Origin of the sequence: Streptomyces canus (genome assembly GCF_030815415.1) — a bacterium.
GTDB classification, from domain to species: domain Bacteria; phylum Actinomycetota; class Actinomycetes; order Streptomycetales; family Streptomycetaceae; genus Streptomyces; species Streptomyces canus_F.
Genome location: NZ_JAUSWW010000001.1, coordinates 9,525,737 through 9,541,157 on the forward strand (window position 1 = coordinate 9,525,737; position 15,421 = coordinate 9,541,157).

Below are 15,421 nucleotides of genomic sequence, written 5' to 3' on the forward strand. Positions count from 1 at the left end.
ACACGGGTCCGCCCCGCAGTCGATCTCGCACGTACGCGCTCTGCGACCGAGACGGGATGGCTGTCACGCGCCGACAGATCCTCTGTCTCCCGCCTCTTGCCCGGCAGCGGATGCCGTTCCTGCCACTGTCCATATCGCCATGCCCCACAGAGAGAGCCCAGAAGTGAGGCCCACTACAAGGCGAACGGTTTCGTCGGGGACATCGGTGAGCCAGACGATCATGCCCGCCGTGCCGGAAGCGATCAACAAGGCGGCCGGTGTGCGCAGTCGGGGCTGCTCGAACACCGCTGCCAGTGGCAGGAAGTGGAGCCCGACCACGATCGCGACCAGTGGGGGGACGAGCACCGGCGCGCCGATGTGACGGCAGACTGCGACGATCACGAGGATCAACAGCCACTGGAGTCCGTTGATCTGGTTGAACCGCCGACGTCGGTCGACGGGGAACGGTCCCCCTGCCGACGAGGGAAGGAAGCGGCGCGCGGAAAGCATCAGCGCCGCCGTGACGGCACAGCCGACCGCGATCAGAACCAGCCGCGTCAACCCGTCGAACGCGCTCGAGCCCAGCAGCCACCAGCCGAGCCCGAACAACGCGAGGAACCCCACCCCTGATCTGAACACGCTCGAGATCCTAGGCCGAAGAGCATCTCTCCGGCCCAAGGATTCTCCTGCGTCAGCTCGCTCCCTGGTTACGGCGGCGGCGCACGATGAGGAGCGTGGCCGCACCCGTGATCACTGCCGCGGCGGCCGCGCCGGTGAGCGGGAGCGTCGAGGAGCCGGTCTCTGCCAAGTAGCCGCCGTTCGGCGTCGTCTCGTTGCCGCCGGTCGACGACGACCCGCCGGCCGAGCTGTCGGAGCCAGGGGTGGGGCTGTCCGTCGGGCCGGCCGACTCCCCGCCTGTGACGTCCAGCGTGATGTCGGCCTTGTCGTTGTCCTTGTCGGGGTCGAACGGCCGCGCTTCCGTGCTCAGCGCCACCGAGCCCTTGGCGCCCGACACCCGCTTGTCGATCTTCAGCTCGAAGGTGTAGGTCTCTCCGCTGCCCTCATAGAGCGACCGCATGCCGCAGAAGTACGTCCTGCCCTCCGCGCGGCAGAACTGGCCGCGCTTGACGACGGACGTTCCGGCGGGAGGTGTGATGATGACCTGGACGGACTTGTCCCCTTGCCTGGGCTGAACCCAGGCGGGCCCGGCGTTGGTGAACGTCGCCTTCATCGTCACCGTGTCACCGACGCTCCCCTTCAGCGCGGCACCCGTCACCTGGTAGTCGGCCGTGTTGACCGCGGTGACGGGGACAGTGACAACTCCTGTGGTCCCCGCACTCCCGGCCTGTCCCTCGACCAGTTTCACCGCCGGTGCGGTTCCCGTCACCGGTGTTGTGCCGTTGTCGTCAACTCCGGGTTCGACGTCCGCGACGCGCACGCGCAGCTCCTCGTTGAGCGCACGGTCCAGTGTCGTGACACGCAGCAGCTTTTCGGGTGTATAGACGACGCCCGGCTCCACCACCTGGTCGAACCCGCACGCCGCCGTCCATCTCTCGGGCATCTCGTCGTAGGGCCGGACGTGCTGTACCCAGCAGTTGGAGGGAACCTCCGCGAAGTCGAGTCCTCGGGTGACGTAGTAGGACACCCACACCTTCTCCGCCGCTACGGTGCTCTTGTTCGCCACGGTGACCGGCAGATCGAAGCTGCTCCCCGGCTTCACCCCGTCGAGTGCTTTGATGCCTCCAACGACCAATTCGGGTGCGGGTTCATCGCCGTAGGCAGCGGGAGCCGCGCCCAGCGCGAGCAGGCCCGCAGCGCCGAGGACGGCGACTGCGGCACGGGAGGCGCGACGGTTGTGCGGCGCTATTGGCATGGATGGATCCTCTGTTGGAGCGCAGGTGGACGGACGGAGTCTGCCAGGAGAACAGTCCTTCGGTCGCTAGACTCCTGCCGATCTCGGAGGGTTGCACGTCCGGCGCATCCTCTGCTGATGATCACCTCATCGCACGCCGTCCGGCGCGGACTCAGGGTGACGGGATCGCCTCCGTCGCGCCCCGCGCCCCGAGGTCTACGAGGCCGCCCCGGCGCCGGAATTGGCGGAGCTCAGGGATTCGTTCACGCCGACGTACGCCGATCTGGACCACACCCTCGCCTTCCTGCGCCTGGCGAGAGGGGGCCCGAGCGATCCGGCGCCCTTGAAGTGGGCGACGCCGGAGCTGTTCCGGTGGTACTACGTGCGGGACGAGGGCCTGGCGGTCAGGCGGGCGGGCGTCGATCTGGCCCTCTCGCATGGCGTCGAGGCCGTGTCCGTGAGGCGGCCGTTGACCACCTCGGGCGCAGGCCCGTGTGGTCCGAGCCGCCGCCGGAAGGCCCCCGAGCAGCCTGGCCGGACCGGGGGAAGTGGGCCGTCACTTGATGGCGGTATCGCCGAGGGCCTCCAGCATCTGCCGGAGGGCGTCGGCGGTCTTGTCGACCAGGTCGCGGTCCACGTCGGCGAGCAGTTGTGCGTAGTTCGCCAGATGGTCGGCGAAGGCGGTCCGGGTGACCTCGTGTCCGTGCGGGGTGAGGCGGATCTTGACGGTGCGCCGGTCGTCGCCTTCGCGCACCCGCTCGACCAGGCCCTTGGCCTCCATCTTGTCGATGCGGTTGGTGATGGCGCCGGAGGTCACCATGGACGCCTTGAGGAAGGCGCCGGCGGTGAGGGCGTAGGGAGGTCCGGAGCGCTGCAGCGTGGTGAGCACGTCGAACTCGCCGTGCTCCACTCCGTGTGCGGCGGCTGAGGCCTTGGCGGTCTTGTCGATGACCCGGGCCAGCCGCTGGATCCGCGCGAAGAGTTCCACCGGCCACAGGTCCTCCACCACATCGGGGCGCTCCTTGGCCCACTGGCCGATGATCGCGTCCACGGCATCGCTCATCTCCGCTGTTCCTCCCCAGGAAAACTCTTTCAACGTTAAGAGACTTGACGTTGAAAGAGTCGGGCTGCTTTTATCTCAACGTTGAGATTATCAAGGTTGAACGACAGGAGCACCCCCGATGCCCGAGCTCGCCCTTCGCCCCGCCGCGCAGACCCCGCACCCCGCCGCCCCGCAGGCGCTGCCGCAAGTCTCTGCCGGATGGCTGGCGTTGCTGGCCACCCCGCTCGCCGCGAGCGCCAACGCCCCGGTGCTGATCCTCCCCGACATGGCCGACTCGCTCGGCATCCACACGGCCTCGGCGACCTGGCTCGTCACGGTCTTCGCCTGGGCCCTGGCAGTCGGCACCCCGTTGATGGCGGGCTTACTGCGCCGCCGCGGGCTGCACAGCGTGCTCCGGCTGAGCGCGGCCCTGATCGTGGCCGGCACCGCGATCGTCGCCGTGGCGCCCTGGCTGCCGCTGGCGATGGCGGGCCGGGCGGCCCAGGCGGTGGGCGGCGCGGGCCTGGTCACCGCGGCGATGAGCCTGGCGGGCTCCGTTCGCAGGATGGGCGTGATCACGGCGGGCTTCGGGGTGCTGGGGGCGGCCGGGCCACTGCTCGGCTCGGCGATCGCGGGCATAACCTCCTGGCGGGTGTCCCTCGCGGTGGGGGCGGTCGCGCTCCTCGCCCTGCCGGCGATCATGCGCCAAGCCGCATCGAGCCCACCGCGAGCGAGCTCCCCCTTCGACGGCCGGGGTGCCGCCCTTCTGATCCTGATGGCGACGGCACTGGTGCTCGTCACGCGCTATCCGCTCCCGGCCGTGGCCGCCTCCTTGGTGATGGCCGCGCTGCTGGCCCTGCATATCCGGTCCCGCCCCGCGGGCTTCGTCCCGGCAGCACTGTTGCGCAGCCGGACATTCGTCCTCTCCGCGCTGCTCGCCTGCACCCTCGCGACCTCGTACTTCACGCTGCTCTTCACCATCCCGCAGCTGCTCGGCGACCGTACCGGCTGGTCGACCTCCACCATCGGCACCGGCCAGATGGCCGCCCTCCTCGCGGGCTCGGCGCTCTCCATCGTCCTGGCCGCGGCCTCCGCCCGGATGAGCCGCCCGCGGGTGCTGACGATCCTGCTCACGGTCGGAGCGCTGGCCCCGCTCACGGCCGTACTGACCCCGTGGGCGCCGCTGCTCCTGATCGTCGCGACGCTGGCCGTCTTCGCGACGAGCGCGGGCCAGGCGACCCTCGCGGTGTACGCCATCCAGGCCGCGCCCGCCGCCCAGCGCCCCATGGCGATCGGGCTGTTCAACCTCTGCTACCAGCTGGGCGGCGCCTTCGGCCCGGCGATCGCGGCCCTGATCACGCTGGGCGCCTGAAACACCCGGCACGGACCTCTCACATCCACCCGAAGACCACTCAAGGCCCCAGGAGCATCAGCATGAACGAGAAGACACCCGCCATGTCCGCGACCGACACTCCCTCTGCGGCGACGCTGACCCGCCACGCAGACGCCGAGACCTGTTCCGACCCGAGCAGCGTGATGACCCTTCTGGCCGATTCGGACGGCACCGCAGGCGGCTTCACGAGCTACCGCTCCACCTTCGCGAAGGGCGCGGCAGGGGCGCCGGCCCACTTCCACACCAGGGCGACGGAACTGTTCTTCGTGATCAGCGGGTCTCTGCAGGTGCTGGTCGGCGAGGACATCACGCTCCTGAACGCAGGCGACTTCCTCGCGGTGCCGCCTCACACCCCGCACGCCTTCGCGGCCGCCCCGGGCTGTGAGGCAGACGTTCTGTTCGTCTTCACTCCCGGGATGGGCAGGTTCGACTACCTGCGCCTGCTCAGCCGGGTGATGCGCGGCGAGGCCGATCCGAAGGAGATCGCCGAGTCCTCGGAACGCTTCGACAACCACTACGTCGACAGCCCTGTCTGGCGTGCCGCCCTGGAGGGTTCCGGATGACCGACTCCATGACCCGGATCCGGGCGGACCGGCCCCGGGATGGAGCGGACCACTGAACGGGCGCCCGGCGAACCCGACTTGCTCATGGGGTCGGATCGCCGGGCGCCGTCATGCACTGCCGAGCCGCGGCCCTCGTGTGTCTACGCCGGTCAGTGGTCGGTGAGTTCGCCGCTGAGTCTGCGGTGGATCCGGGCGCTGGGTTCGTTCAGGCCGATGATCTCGACGGACTTGCCGCGCTGGGCGTACTTGGTCTCGATGGCGTCGAGGGCGGCGACCGAGGAGGCGTCCCAGATATGGGCGGCGGAGAGGTCGATGACGACCTCGTCGGGGTCGGTGGCGTAGCCGAACCGGCCGACGAGGTCGTTGGACGAGGCGAAGAACAGCTCGCCGGTGACCCGGTAGACGACGGGGCCGCCGTCGGGGTCGGTGACGGCGGTGACCTCGGCGAGGTGGGCGACACGCTTGGCGAAGATGACCATCGCGGTGACCGAGCCGACGACGACACCGATGGCGAGGTTGTGGGTGGCGACGACGCAGACGACGGTCACCGCCATGACGGCGATCTCCCCGGCGGGCATCCGCCTGAGAGTCTTCGGGGCGATGGAGTGCCAGTCGAAGGTGGCGACCGACACCATGACCATCACCGCGACGAGCGCGGCCATGGGAATGTCGGAGACGACCGGTCCGAAGACGACGCACAGCACCATCAGGAGCGCGCCCGCCAGGAACGTCGACAGCCGGGTGCGGGCTCCGGACACTCGTACGTTGATCATCGTCTGGCCGATCATCGCGCAGCCCCCCATGCCGCCGAAGAAGCCGGTGACGATGTTGGCGATGCCCTGGCCGATGGACTCGCGGGTCTTGGAGGAGTGGGTGTCGGTGATGTCGTCGACCAGTTTGGCGGTCATCAGCGACTCCATGAGTCCGACAAGGGCCATGGCGAGCGCGTAGGGGGCGATGGTGGTGAGGGTGTCGAGGGTGAAGGGCACGTCCGGCAGGCCGGGTACGGGCAGGGAGGACGGCAGGTCGCCCTTGTCGCCCACGGTCGGCACCGCGATGCCGGCCGCGACCGTGACGACCGTGAGGATCACGATCGACACCAGCGGCGCCGGGATCACCTTGGTGACCTTCGGGAAGAACACCATCAGCGCCAGGCCGGCCGCGATCAGCGGATAGACCGGCCAGGGCACGTTCGTCATCTCCGGCACCTGCGCCATGAAGATGAGGATGGCGAGGGAGTTGACGAAGCCGACCATCACGCTGCGCGGCACGAACCGCATCAGTCTGGCCACTCCGAGCGCGCCCAGGACGATCTGGAGGACACCGGCCAGGATGACGGCCGCGACGAGGTAGCCGAAGCCGTGCTCGCGGTTCAGCGGGGCGATGACCAGGGCGACGGCACCGGTGGCCGCCGAGATCATGGCCGGCCGGCCGCCGACGACGGCGATGGTCACGGCCATGGTGAACGAGGCGAACAGACCGATGGCCGGATCGACTCCGGCGATGATCGAGAACGAGATCGCCTCCGGGATCAGCGCCAGGGCGACCACGAGACCGGCCAGCACCTCGGTGCGCAGCACCTTCGGGTCGGACATCCAGGTCGGGCGCCGGGAACCGCGCAACCACGCGGCCGGGGACAGTACGGAGGAAGACAAGATGAGAGGAACCTGTCGTGCTCGGGCACACCCTGCATCACGGCGGGCACGCGGAAGGGCGTGGAGCACCGGGGCGGTCCTCCATGAAGTCCGCGAGCGCGGACCGAAGTCGGGCAACAGCCGAACGACCCGCGAGGGCACCGGCGCCGCCTGCGGACCATGGTCTTCGCCGGGGGCTTCATCGGCCCCGACACGGCTGACGGACACGGCAGGCAGCCGACCCGACGCCAGACAACTCTACTCTAACGTTAGGGTAGAGATCGGTGCGGCCGCCCGCGGTCGCAGTGAGAGACGAGGAAGGCCCCCGCGTGAGCAGCGAGCACATGCAGATCGGCGAGGTCGCCGCCCGGACCGAGCTGTCGCTGCGCACCATCCGGCACTACGAGGACACCGGCCTCGTCATCCCCTCCGCGCGCTCTCAGGGCGGCTTCCGCCTCTACACCGAGTCCGACGTCGCCCGCCTGATGGTCATCCGCCGTATGAAGCCGCTCGGCTTCACCCTCGACGAGATGGGCGCCCTGCTCGACGCCACCGACCGCCTCGACTCCGCCGAGGAACCGGCGCCCGGGGAGCGCGAGGAACTCCTGGAGCGGATCCGCGGCTTCGAGCAGGCTACCCAGCAGCGGGTCGCCGATCTGCGCACCCAGCTGGCCCGCGCCGAGGAATTCGCGGCCACCCTGGCCGCGCGCCTCGTACGACGGACACCCACTCCCTGACCCCGTAGGCCGCCCCGCGCCGCGACCGTTGGCGCCTGACGACCCGGGCGCTGATCCGCGGCGAGCTGCCCGTGGTGCGCGACGGACCGGCCGGCGCGCTGGCCCGCGAGCCGGATATCGACGTCGTCGCGACCACCGGAGACGGCACGGACGCACTCGCCCTGGCCGGGCCGTACACGCCCGACGTACTGATCGCCGACATCCGTCTGGTCCGGCGCTCCGGCCTGGAGGTCGCCGCGGAGGCCACCGGCCCGGCGTGGCCGGCACCGTGCCCCTGCCTGTCGGCACCCGAGACCGGAAGGAGCTGGCGTTGTTGGCGGCGCCTGCGCGGAGACCGGGCCGGGCGATGATGGTGTGGACGCCTGCCACGTCACTGGCCTGCTCATGCCATCGACAGGCGCCGGTGGGGTCAGGGATACCTGGGGGACATCCCGGATGCCCGGGGTGTGGAGCCGTCGGCAGCATGAGTTCCATGGACTCTCAGTCGATCTCCCGACGTTCCCTGGCCCGTGGTGCTGTGGCCGGTGCCGTGCTGGTCGCGGCCGGAAGTGCGGCTTCCCGGGCGGAGGCGGACTCCGCCGGGCCCGGGGAGCTGGACACCGGCGCCTTACACGCGGCGATCTCCGACCTCTCCCACCCGCCGGCCACCTCCGCCCAACTACGTGCAGCCCACGGCACGGACCACTGGTACGGCACCACGGGCCGGGCCGACCTCACCACCGGACGTGCCGCACGCCCCGACGACAAGTTCCGCGCGGGCAGCGTCACCAAGCCCTTCGTGGCCACGGTGGTGCTCCAGTTGTGGACAGAGGGCCGCGTGGAGCTGGACGCACCGATCGGGCGCTACCTTCCAGGGCTGCTCCCGCCCGGCTTCGCTCGCATCACCATCACCCAACTCCTCAATCACACCAGCGGAATCCCCGACCACCAGGGCATCCCCGACACGAGCACGCCGGAGGCCGTCCTTCGGCACCGGTTCGACCACTGGACGCCGTACGAGTGGGTGCGGACCGTGACACACGGCCCGCTGAAGTTCCGCCCGGGCACCAAGCAGGAGTACCGGGGCATCAACTACGTACTCCTTGCCCTCCTCGTCGAGAAGCTGACCGGGCAGCCCTACGGCGAGGCGATCGGCTCCCGCGTCCTGCGACCCCTCGGCCTGACACGCACGCTCACGCCGGGCGACGACCCCCGGCTGCACGGTCCGCAGGTGCACGGCTACCTGCGGATGACCGACGGCTCCCTGCGCGACGTCACCGTCTACAACCCGTCAAGCACCTGGGGAGAGGGCGAACTGGTCTCCACCGTCGACGACCTCTTCGCATTCCAACAGGCCTTGTTCTCCGGCGACTTGCTGCCACCCCGGGCGCTGGACAAGCTCTGCACCCTGCCCCCGGCCGACGTCGTCATGTGGAAGGACGGCAGCCCCGCCCGCTACAGCATGGGCCTGCAGACGGCCACGGTGAACGGCGTGACGTTCTGGGGAAAGACCGGCGAGATGTACGGCTACCGCACCCGCATGTTCTCCACCCTCGACCTCCGGCTCCGCTTCGTCCTGTCCTACACCCCGACCCCGTTGACCACGGACGAGGACATGATCAACCGAGTGGTCACCACACTCACCTCCTGAGCACTTGTGAGCATGTGGAACCGGCCGCAACGGCTCGCCCTGACCGGCCCTCGCGATGTCGGCGGACGTCCATCGCCGCTCAGGCTCAAGTGCCAAGCTTTTCAGCCGCGTTGACGGCGTCGATCACGTACCGCACAAACCCGGCCCCACAGTGGTGGCGAGGAGGGCTCGCGCCTGTTCGCGGGCATGGCTGATGGGGTCCGCGAGGATGTGCAGGCCGTGGGCGACGAGCGCTCCTTCGTGAAGCAGCATGAGTGTCCGGCCCAGATGCTCGGCCCCGTCCGGACTGATGTCCCCGGCGAGATCGGTGAACAGGGCGAGCATCCACTGCTTCTGCCCGGTGATGATCGCGTACGCCGGGTGGGCCGGATCGCTGATCTCCGCGTGGGCGTTGACCATGCTGCACCCCTTGGGGCTGTTGAGCTCCGACCACGCGCGTGAGGCATCGAAGACGGCCAGGACGCGCGCTGCCGACGCCGGCTCTGCGGCGTCGAGGTGCTGGGCGAGGAAGACCCGCCAGCGTTCGTCACGATCCGCGAGGTACTCCACGACGATCTGCTCCTTGGAACCGAACCGGTCGTAGAGGGTCTTCTTCGTCACCCCGGCCCCGTCCGCGATCAGGTCCACCCCGACGGCATGGATGCCGCGCTCGTAGAACAGCCTCGCGGCGGCCTCCAGGACGCGCCGTGCGGCAGGCGTCATCGTGACCCGTCGCGGCCCCTCAGTAATGCCCATACCTCAACACTATACCGATCTGTATAGTGGATTGGAGGGTATACCGATCTGTCTAGTGGAGGGTCTGGCGTGAACTTCCTGCTCTCGATCGCCTTCGTGATCTGCTGGAGTTCCGGGTTCATCGGAGCCAAACTCGGAGCGGGCAGTGCGTCCGCGATCACGATCCTGATGTGGCGGTTCCTGCCCTTGGCCGTCCTCCTGATCGCCGTCGCCACCGTCTCCAGAACGTCATGGCGGGACCTCTCGGTGCGGGACGTGGCCCGGCAGGCAGTGATCGGCACGCTGTCGCAGAGCGGCTATCTGCTCACCGTCTACTACGCGATCCAACTCGGCGTCTCCAGCGGCACCACAGCCCTGATCGACGGCGTCCAGCCCCTCGTCGCCGGAGCACTCGCCGGACCGTTGTTGCGCCAATACGTCTCCCGCAAGCAGTGGCTCGGCCTGTGCCTGGGGGTGAGCGGCGTCGCCATCGTCACCCTGGCCGACGCCGCGGCCGGCACCGGTGCGGCTTGGTGGGCCTATCTCATCCCCTTCCTCGGCATGTTCTCGCTGGTGGCGGCCACGTTCCTCGAAAGCCGCTCCCGCACACAGGTCGCGCCCGCCGTGTCACTGACCGTCCACTGCGCCACCAGTGCCGTCATCTTCACGGCACTCGCCGTGAGCATCGGAGCCGCGAAGCCGCCCGCTGAACTCTCGTTCTGGGCCGCGATCATCTGGCTCGTGGCCTTGTCGACCTTCGGCGGATACGGGCTGTACTGGCTCATTCTCAGGCGCTCTGGAGTCACCAAGGTCAACACGCTCATGTTCCTCATGGCCCCGGTCACGGCAGTCTGGGGAGCCCTCATGTTCGGCGAGACATTCGGTCCGCAGACCGCCCTCGGCCTGGCCGTCGGCCTCGCAGCCGTCGTCATCGTCCATCGAGGTGACACCCCATCCACCAGGGTGCGCGCGCGGGATACGGACACGGCCGAGGCCGCGACGCCGGCCGAGCGCGGCGCCTGATAGCAAACTCATGAGGTTCGCGGTTTCGCCCGTCGCGGTGGCGGGGTCCGTCGTGGCCGTTGCCGCCGGGCCCGCGTCCGCGACTTCCAGCGCCAGTTATTACGGATGCCCGTACGGAGCCGTGTGCATCTACAACAACGCCGACCCGAACTCGGGTATCCAAAACGGCGGTGTCTACTGGGCCTATGGCGCCCATAACCTCAGCAACCAGTACGGCGACCACTACGTGGTGAACAACCAGTACGGTGGCGCCTGGGGTGAGCTGTGCACCGGCTACAACGGCACCGGCAACGGCGAGTCGATCCTCTTCGGCGCGCCGTACGGCAACGTCGAGAATCTGAGCCCGATCAACTCCATCGTGCTCGGCACCGGCAACAACTATCCCTGTAGCCCTCCGTGATCTGCTCGTAGCCTCGGCTTGATCGTGGCACTGGTGGCGGTGCTCGCGGTGGTACCGCTGGCTAGCGTGCGGCCTGGGCGTAGGCGGTCGGTGTGGCGCCCACCGTGGCGGTGAAGTCCCGTACGAGGTGGGCCTGGTCGGCGTAGCCGAGGTCGGCGGCGAGGGTGGCCCAGTCGATGTCGCTGCGGGTGCCGGCCAGTTCCAGGGCCTCGTGGATGCGGTAGCGCAGGATGACCCATTTGGGGCTGACACCGACGTGCGCGGAGAAGAGCCGTTGCAGCGCCCGCACGGACAGGCCCTGTGTGCGGGCGAAGTCGCCGACGCGGCGCACCGTGCGGTCCGCGCGGATGACCTGGACGAGGTCCCGGGCGAGGTCGGCCTGCGGATCGGGGGTGGGGTCGAGGGAGAGCAGGAAGGTGTCGAGGGCGGCGACGCGGGCGCGGTCGTCGACGGGGGTGACGATCGACCGTGCGGTGTCCTCGGTGGTCTGCGGGAACACGTCCTGGGCGGCCAGCACGCGGCCGGTCCAGTGCGACACCGGTACCTGCGGTGCGTAGGGGCGGAAGGCGCCGGGCCGGAACTTCGCCCCGCACACCCGGCCCCGCCCGGTCAGCTTGCGGGTGTACAGGCTGAGCGCGACGCCCGTGACCTCGCCGTAGGGCGGGCCTTGGTCCTCTTCCCACTGGAAGGTGAGGTGGACGGAAGGGTGCGGGACGACATGGGAGGCGTACGGCGCGGGCAGGTCCCAGTCGATGAGCCAGTACCACTCGATGTAGCGGCGCAGCGGCTCGGCGGGCTCGTGGCGGCGGAACCGCACGCGGGTCAGCAGCCCGGACGGGTCGACGATCCCGCGGGTGTCGCGGCGGGGTGCGGCCATGACCGGATCGTATGTCGCGTTTCTTCAAGAGGGCAGCGGTGGATGTGCCTACGGTCGACGCATGGACACGAACCCTGTGGAGACGTACGGCATCGGCGAGGTGCTGGACATGGCGCGAAAGAGGGCGGTTCCGGTGCTCCGGGGCATCCCGGACGCGGCTCTGTCCGCCCCCACACCCTGTGCCGAGTACGACGTGAAAGCGCTGGTCAACCACCTCTTTCAGGTCATCGTGCAGTTCCAGCGGCTGGCCGTGAAGGAGGCGTCGGACTTCGGTCAGACGCCCGAGGGGATCACGGAAAGTCCCCAGTGGCGTGAGCGGCTCATGGACGAGGCGGACCGGCTGGTGGAGGCCTGGTCCACGCCCGGCGCCGAGGAGGGGACGACGGGCGCGATGAACATGCCCGCGCGACTGGTCGGCTCGATGGCGCTGCTCGATCTGACCGTGCATGTGTGGGACCTGGCGCGGGCGACGGGCCAGGACTACCCGGGTGCCGACGAGGCGGTCGTGGCGGAACTGTCCGGCGCGGTGGATGAACTGGCGCCGACGGCCAGGACGATGGGGGTGTTCGGAGAGCCCGTGCCGGAGGCCGAGGGCGCGTCGGTCTTCGAGCGGCTGCTGGCCCGGACCGGCAGGGATCCGTACGGAAGATAGCCCCCGACCGGCCGCCGTTCTTCAGCTCAAGACGCGAGGAAGTCGAGCGCATGTGCCACAAACTCATCGTGGTACTGGAAGACTCCCCCGTGTCCGGCATCCGGGAAAAGCGGGACCAGCTCGCCCCGGGGGAGGCGCGCGGCCAGGTCGAGTGTGTTCCGGCTGGGCACCATCCGGTCGTCCTCACCGCTTGCCACGAGGACCGGTTGGTGAATCTTCGACAGGTCCGACGGCGCCTGGCGGCCCCAGCGCTTGACGGCCTTCAACTGGGCGCGGATCGACATCGGTGAGACGGACTTGTCGCGGTTCTGCGTGCGCTCCTTCAGCCGTTCCAGGACAGCTCGTCCAGCCTGCCTGCCGCCTGCGGTCTCGGTGAAGAAGAGGGAGAGCTTGGGATCCTGGCGGGTGAGGGCGCCCTTGAGTGTGGCCTGGATGGTGAGTGCCGGGACCTTGTCGATGCCGGGGCCCCCGGCGGGCCCCGTGCCGGCGAGGATGACCTTGCGGACGAGGTGCGGTTCCCTTTCCGCGATGACCTGTGCGTTGAACGAGGAGATCGAGCGCCACCACGTGCCGGTGCTCAGGACGTACCCGTTCGCGTCGCAGGGGCCGTAGTCCCCACAGGTTCGGCTCTTCACCTGGGAGAACTTCTCACCTGGCTGCACCCGCTCCACCACCACGGAGCAGTGCGTGCCGTCCGACGACGCCGAGGCTGACGCCTGCGGTGCGAGTCCGACGAGGCCGACGAACGAAGCCGCCACGCTCAGCGTGGCGGCCATACGCGTGTACAGGGACTTGACATCCTCCCCTCCCTAAAGGGAGGGGATTCCTACGGCTCGCGCCGTGGGTGTTTCTGCTTCGTCGCCGACTGCCCGCCCGGAGAACTCCGTTGAGGTCTTACACCAGCTCCACAGACAGATGCGGTCAGCCCGACCGCCAGAATGTTCTTCGCCGCGTTCACGTCCCGGTCGTGGGTCGTGCCGCAGTCGCATGTCCACTCACGGACATGCAGGGGCATCTTCGATGCGATGGTGCCGCAGGCGGAGCACAGTTTGGACGAGGGGAACCACCGGTCGATGGTGATCAGTTCCCGTCCGTACCACTGGGCCTTGTACTCCAGCATGGTGCGCATCTCGCGCCAGGCCGCGTCACTGATGGCGCGGGCCAGACTGTGGTTCTTGACCATGTTGCGCACGGTCAGGTCCTCGATCACGATCGTTTGGTTCTCACGAACGAGCCGAGTGGTGATCTTGTGCAGGTGGTCCCGGCGCCGGTCGGCGATCCGGGCATGGACCTTCGCGACCTTGATGCGGGCCTTGCGCCGGTTCGCGCCGTCACCCTTGGCCTTGCGGGCCAGGTTCTTGTGAGCTTTGGCCAGGCGGCGCCGGTCGACCCGCTCGCATTTCGGATTGGTGATCTTCTCGCCGGTCGAGAGGGTCAGGAGGCTGGTGATACCGGCGTCGATGCCGACAGCGGTGTCCAGTACGGGCAGCGGCTCGACGGACATGTCGTCGCACAGCATCGACACGAACCAGCGCCCGGCCGCGTCCTGCGACACCGTTACCGTGGACGGCACCGTGCCCTCGGGAAGAGGCCGGGACCAGACAATGTCCAGCGGCTCCGTCATCTTGGCGAGGGTGAGCTTGCCATCCCGGAACCGGAATGCCGAGGACGTGTACTCGGCGGACTTGCGGGACTTCTTCTTCGACTTGAAGCGCGGGTACTTGGCCCGCTTGGCGAAAAAGTTGGAGTACGCCGTCTGCACGTGCCGAAGTGCCTGCTGCAACGGGACGCTGGAGACCTCGCACAGGAAGGCCAGCTCCTCGGTCTTCTTCCACGCCGTGAGCATTGCCGAGGTCTGGTTGTAGTTGACCCGCTCCTGACGCGTGAACGCCTCCGACCTCGCGGCCAGGGCAAGGTTGTAGACCTTCCGGACGCACCCGAACGTGCGCGACAGCTCGGCTGCCTGCGCATCGGTCGGATAGAAGCGACACTTGAACGCCCGCTTCACGCCGGCCGTGGTCACGGTCACAAACTAGACTGCAGTCCTGTAAAGATCAAACCTGCGGGTCAGAGCACCGCGGTCCGCCCAGGGGGCGAATCGCAGCCCGCTGCCCCGCTCCGCAGGAGCTTCGTTTCCTCCCCCACCTAAAGGTGGGGGTATCCACGAAGGACTCCCGATGACGCTCCTCGCGGCTGGGCTGACGGGCGTTGCGCACCGCAAGCCTAGGAAGGCGAATCGCGCAGCGGTCCCTGACGGACGTCAGGGGCCGGGGCGGGCAGACGGTGCCGGCGTGCTGCCAGGCGACCACCCGCTCAGTGCATCAATGCCAGGGCGTTCCCGATTCCCTGCTCAAGGACCTCGTCGGCGAACTTCCGGTCGGAGAGGGCGCGGGCCAGCTGCAAAGTCCCCACCATCATGGTGTAGAGCCCGATGGCCGTGCCGCGGGCGGACTGCGGGTCCTCGGGTGTCAGGCGGGCGGCGATCTCTTCCACGATGGCCTTCGCGCCGTCGGTGTAGGCCTGCTTGGTCCCGTCCCCGCAGCGGCCGATCTCGTCGAGCAAGGCGGCGGAGGGGCATCCGAGGCCGGGGTGGTCCCGGTGCTCGGGCGACAGGTACTGGTGAACGAGGTCCTCGAGTCCCGGGCGGCCCGGCCGCAGCGCGCTGAACGCTTCGGCCTGTGCGCGGAGTTCGCCTGCGACGACGTTGGCCACCAGGTCGTCCTTGGACTCGAAGTGGGCGTAGAACGCTCCGTTGGTGAGCCCGGCGTCCGACATCAGCGTGGAGATGCCCGAGCCGTCGATGCCGTCCTGCTTGAACCGGTGGCCGGCCGTCTCGATGATCCGTTGCCGGGTCACCTGCTTGTGCTCCTTGGCGTAGCGCGCCACAGGGTTTCTCCATTCGCTCCGCGGGGCCATTGCCTCGCA

At 68.9% G+C, this 15,421-nt stretch carries 17 protein-coding genes; 8 read left to right on the forward strand and 9 right to left on the reverse strand.

Annotation, left to right across the window (positions count from 1 at the left end; all coding sequences use genetic code 11):
* Nucleotides 1–63: 63 nt before the first annotated feature.
* From QF037_RS44230 to QF037_RS44240, 3 genes are all read right to left on the reverse strand, one after another.
* Nucleotides 64–618: a hypothetical protein gene (locus QF037_RS44230; protein ID WP_307035370.1), complete on the reverse strand. Its 555-nt coding sequence runs from the start codon at nt 616–618 to the stop codon at nt 64–66.
* Nucleotides 619–670: 52 nt separating this feature from the next.
* Nucleotides 671–1,852 (reverse strand): LPXTG cell wall anchor domain-containing protein, encoded by a 1,182-nt coding sequence (locus QF037_RS44235; protein ID WP_307035371.1) that lies wholly within the window; start codon nt 1,850–1,852, stop codon nt 671–673.
* A 535-nt stretch (nt 1,853–2,387) separates the two neighbouring features.
* Nucleotides 2,388–2,894 carry a MarR family winged helix-turn-helix transcriptional regulator gene (locus tag QF037_RS44240; protein WP_307035373.1) on the reverse strand — a complete coding sequence of 169 codons (507 nt, stop codon included), beginning with the start codon at nt 2,892–2,894 and terminating at the stop codon, nt 2,388–2,390.
* Between the two features lie 118 nt (nt 2,895–3,012).
* On the opposite strand from QF037_RS44240, the gene QF037_RS44245 reads away from it, so the two are divergent.
* Both QF037_RS44245 and QF037_RS44250 read left to right on the forward strand, forming a co-directional pair.
* Nucleotides 3,013–4,245 (forward strand): MFS transporter, encoded by a 1,233-nt coding sequence (locus QF037_RS44245; protein ID WP_307035374.1) that lies wholly within the window; start codon nt 3,013–3,015, stop codon nt 4,243–4,245.
* A gap of 62 nt (nt 4,246–4,307) precedes the next feature.
* The gene (locus tag QF037_RS44250) at nt 4,308–4,829 is read left to right on the forward strand and encodes a cupin domain-containing protein (protein WP_307035376.1); all 522 of its coding nucleotides are present in this window, start codon (nt 4,308–4,310) and stop codon (nt 4,827–4,829) included.
* A 149-nt stretch (nt 4,830–4,978) separates the two neighbouring features.
* Here QF037_RS44250 and QF037_RS44255 read toward each other — a convergent pair whose 3' ends face one another.
* Nucleotides 4,979–6,424, reverse strand: a complete 1,446-nt coding sequence (locus tag QF037_RS44255) for a SulP family inorganic anion transporter (RefSeq protein WP_307037692.1) — start codon at nt 6,422–6,424, stop codon at nt 4,979–4,981.
* 368 nt (nt 6,425–6,792) lie between these two features.
* Between QF037_RS44255 and QF037_RS44260 the strand changes: the two genes are divergently transcribed.
* The 3 genes from QF037_RS44260 to QF037_RS44270 all read left to right on the forward strand — a co-directional run bounded on the left by QF037_RS44260 (nt 6,793) and on the right by QF037_RS44270 (nt 8,830).
* Nucleotides 6,793–7,200, forward strand: coding sequence for a MerR family transcriptional regulator (locus QF037_RS44260; RefSeq protein ID WP_307035378.1), 408 nt, complete (start codon nt 6,793–6,795; stop codon nt 7,198–7,200).
* A gap of 74 nt (nt 7,201–7,274) precedes the next feature.
* Entirely contained in the window at nt 7,275–7,550 is a 276-nt protein-coding gene (locus QF037_RS44265) for a hypothetical protein (RefSeq protein ID WP_307035380.1), read from the forward strand.
* 122 nt (nt 7,551–7,672) lie between these two features.
* Entirely contained in the window at nt 7,673–8,830 is a 1,158-nt protein-coding gene (locus QF037_RS44270; RefSeq protein WP_307035382.1) for a serine hydrolase domain-containing protein, read from the forward strand.
* A gap of 123 nt (nt 8,831–8,953) precedes the next feature.
* On the opposite strand, the gene QF037_RS44275 is transcribed toward QF037_RS44270, so the two are convergent.
* The gene (locus QF037_RS44275) at nt 8,954–9,565 is read right to left on the reverse strand and encodes a TetR/AcrR family transcriptional regulator (protein WP_307035384.1); all 612 of its coding nucleotides are present in this window, start codon (nt 9,563–9,565) and stop codon (nt 8,954–8,956) included.
* Nucleotides 9,566–9,634: 69 nt separating this feature from the next.
* On the opposite strand from QF037_RS44275, the gene QF037_RS44280 reads away from it, so the two are divergent.
* A complete protein-coding gene (locus tag QF037_RS44280) occupies nt 9,635–10,567 on the forward strand; it encodes a DMT family transporter (protein ID WP_307035386.1) in 933 nt (310 codons plus the stop codon).
* A 10-nt stretch (nt 10,568–10,577) separates the two neighbouring features.
* Nucleotides 10,578–10,967 (forward strand): hypothetical protein, encoded by a 390-nt coding sequence (locus QF037_RS44285; protein ID WP_307035388.1) that lies wholly within the window; start codon nt 10,578–10,580, stop codon nt 10,965–10,967.
* A 61-nt stretch (nt 10,968–11,028) separates the two neighbouring features.
* On the opposite strand, the gene QF037_RS44290 is transcribed toward QF037_RS44285, so the two are convergent.
* Entirely contained in the window at nt 11,029–11,844 is an 816-nt protein-coding gene (locus QF037_RS44290) for a helix-turn-helix domain-containing protein (RefSeq protein ID WP_307035390.1), read from the reverse strand.
* A gap of 61 nt (nt 11,845–11,905) precedes the next feature.
* On the opposite strand from QF037_RS44290, the gene QF037_RS44295 reads away from it, so the two are divergent.
* Complete coding sequence (locus QF037_RS44295; RefSeq protein WP_307035392.1) at nt 11,906–12,496, forward strand: TIGR03086 family metal-binding protein; 591 nt, start codon at nt 11,906–11,908, stop codon at nt 12,494–12,496.
* A gap of 26 nt (nt 12,497–12,522) precedes the next feature.
* Here QF037_RS44295 and QF037_RS44300 read toward each other — a convergent pair whose 3' ends face one another.
* The 3 genes from QF037_RS44300 to QF037_RS44310 all read right to left on the reverse strand — a co-directional run bounded on the left by QF037_RS44300 (nt 12,523) and on the right by QF037_RS44310 (nt 15,382).
* Nucleotides 12,523–13,272, reverse strand: a complete 750-nt coding sequence (locus QF037_RS44300) for an alpha/beta fold hydrolase (protein WP_307035394.1) — start codon at nt 13,270–13,272, stop codon at nt 12,523–12,525.
* Between the two features lie 50 nt (nt 13,273–13,322).
* Entirely contained in the window at nt 13,323–14,519 is a 1,197-nt protein-coding gene (locus QF037_RS44305; RefSeq protein ID WP_307035396.1) for an RNA-guided endonuclease InsQ/TnpB family protein, read from the reverse strand.
* A gap of 290 nt (nt 14,520–14,809) precedes the next feature.
* A complete protein-coding gene (locus QF037_RS44310) occupies nt 14,810–15,382 on the reverse strand; it encodes a TetR/AcrR family transcriptional regulator (RefSeq protein ID WP_307035398.1) in 573 nt (190 codons plus the stop codon).
* Nucleotides 15,383–15,421 lie beyond the last annotated feature (39 nt).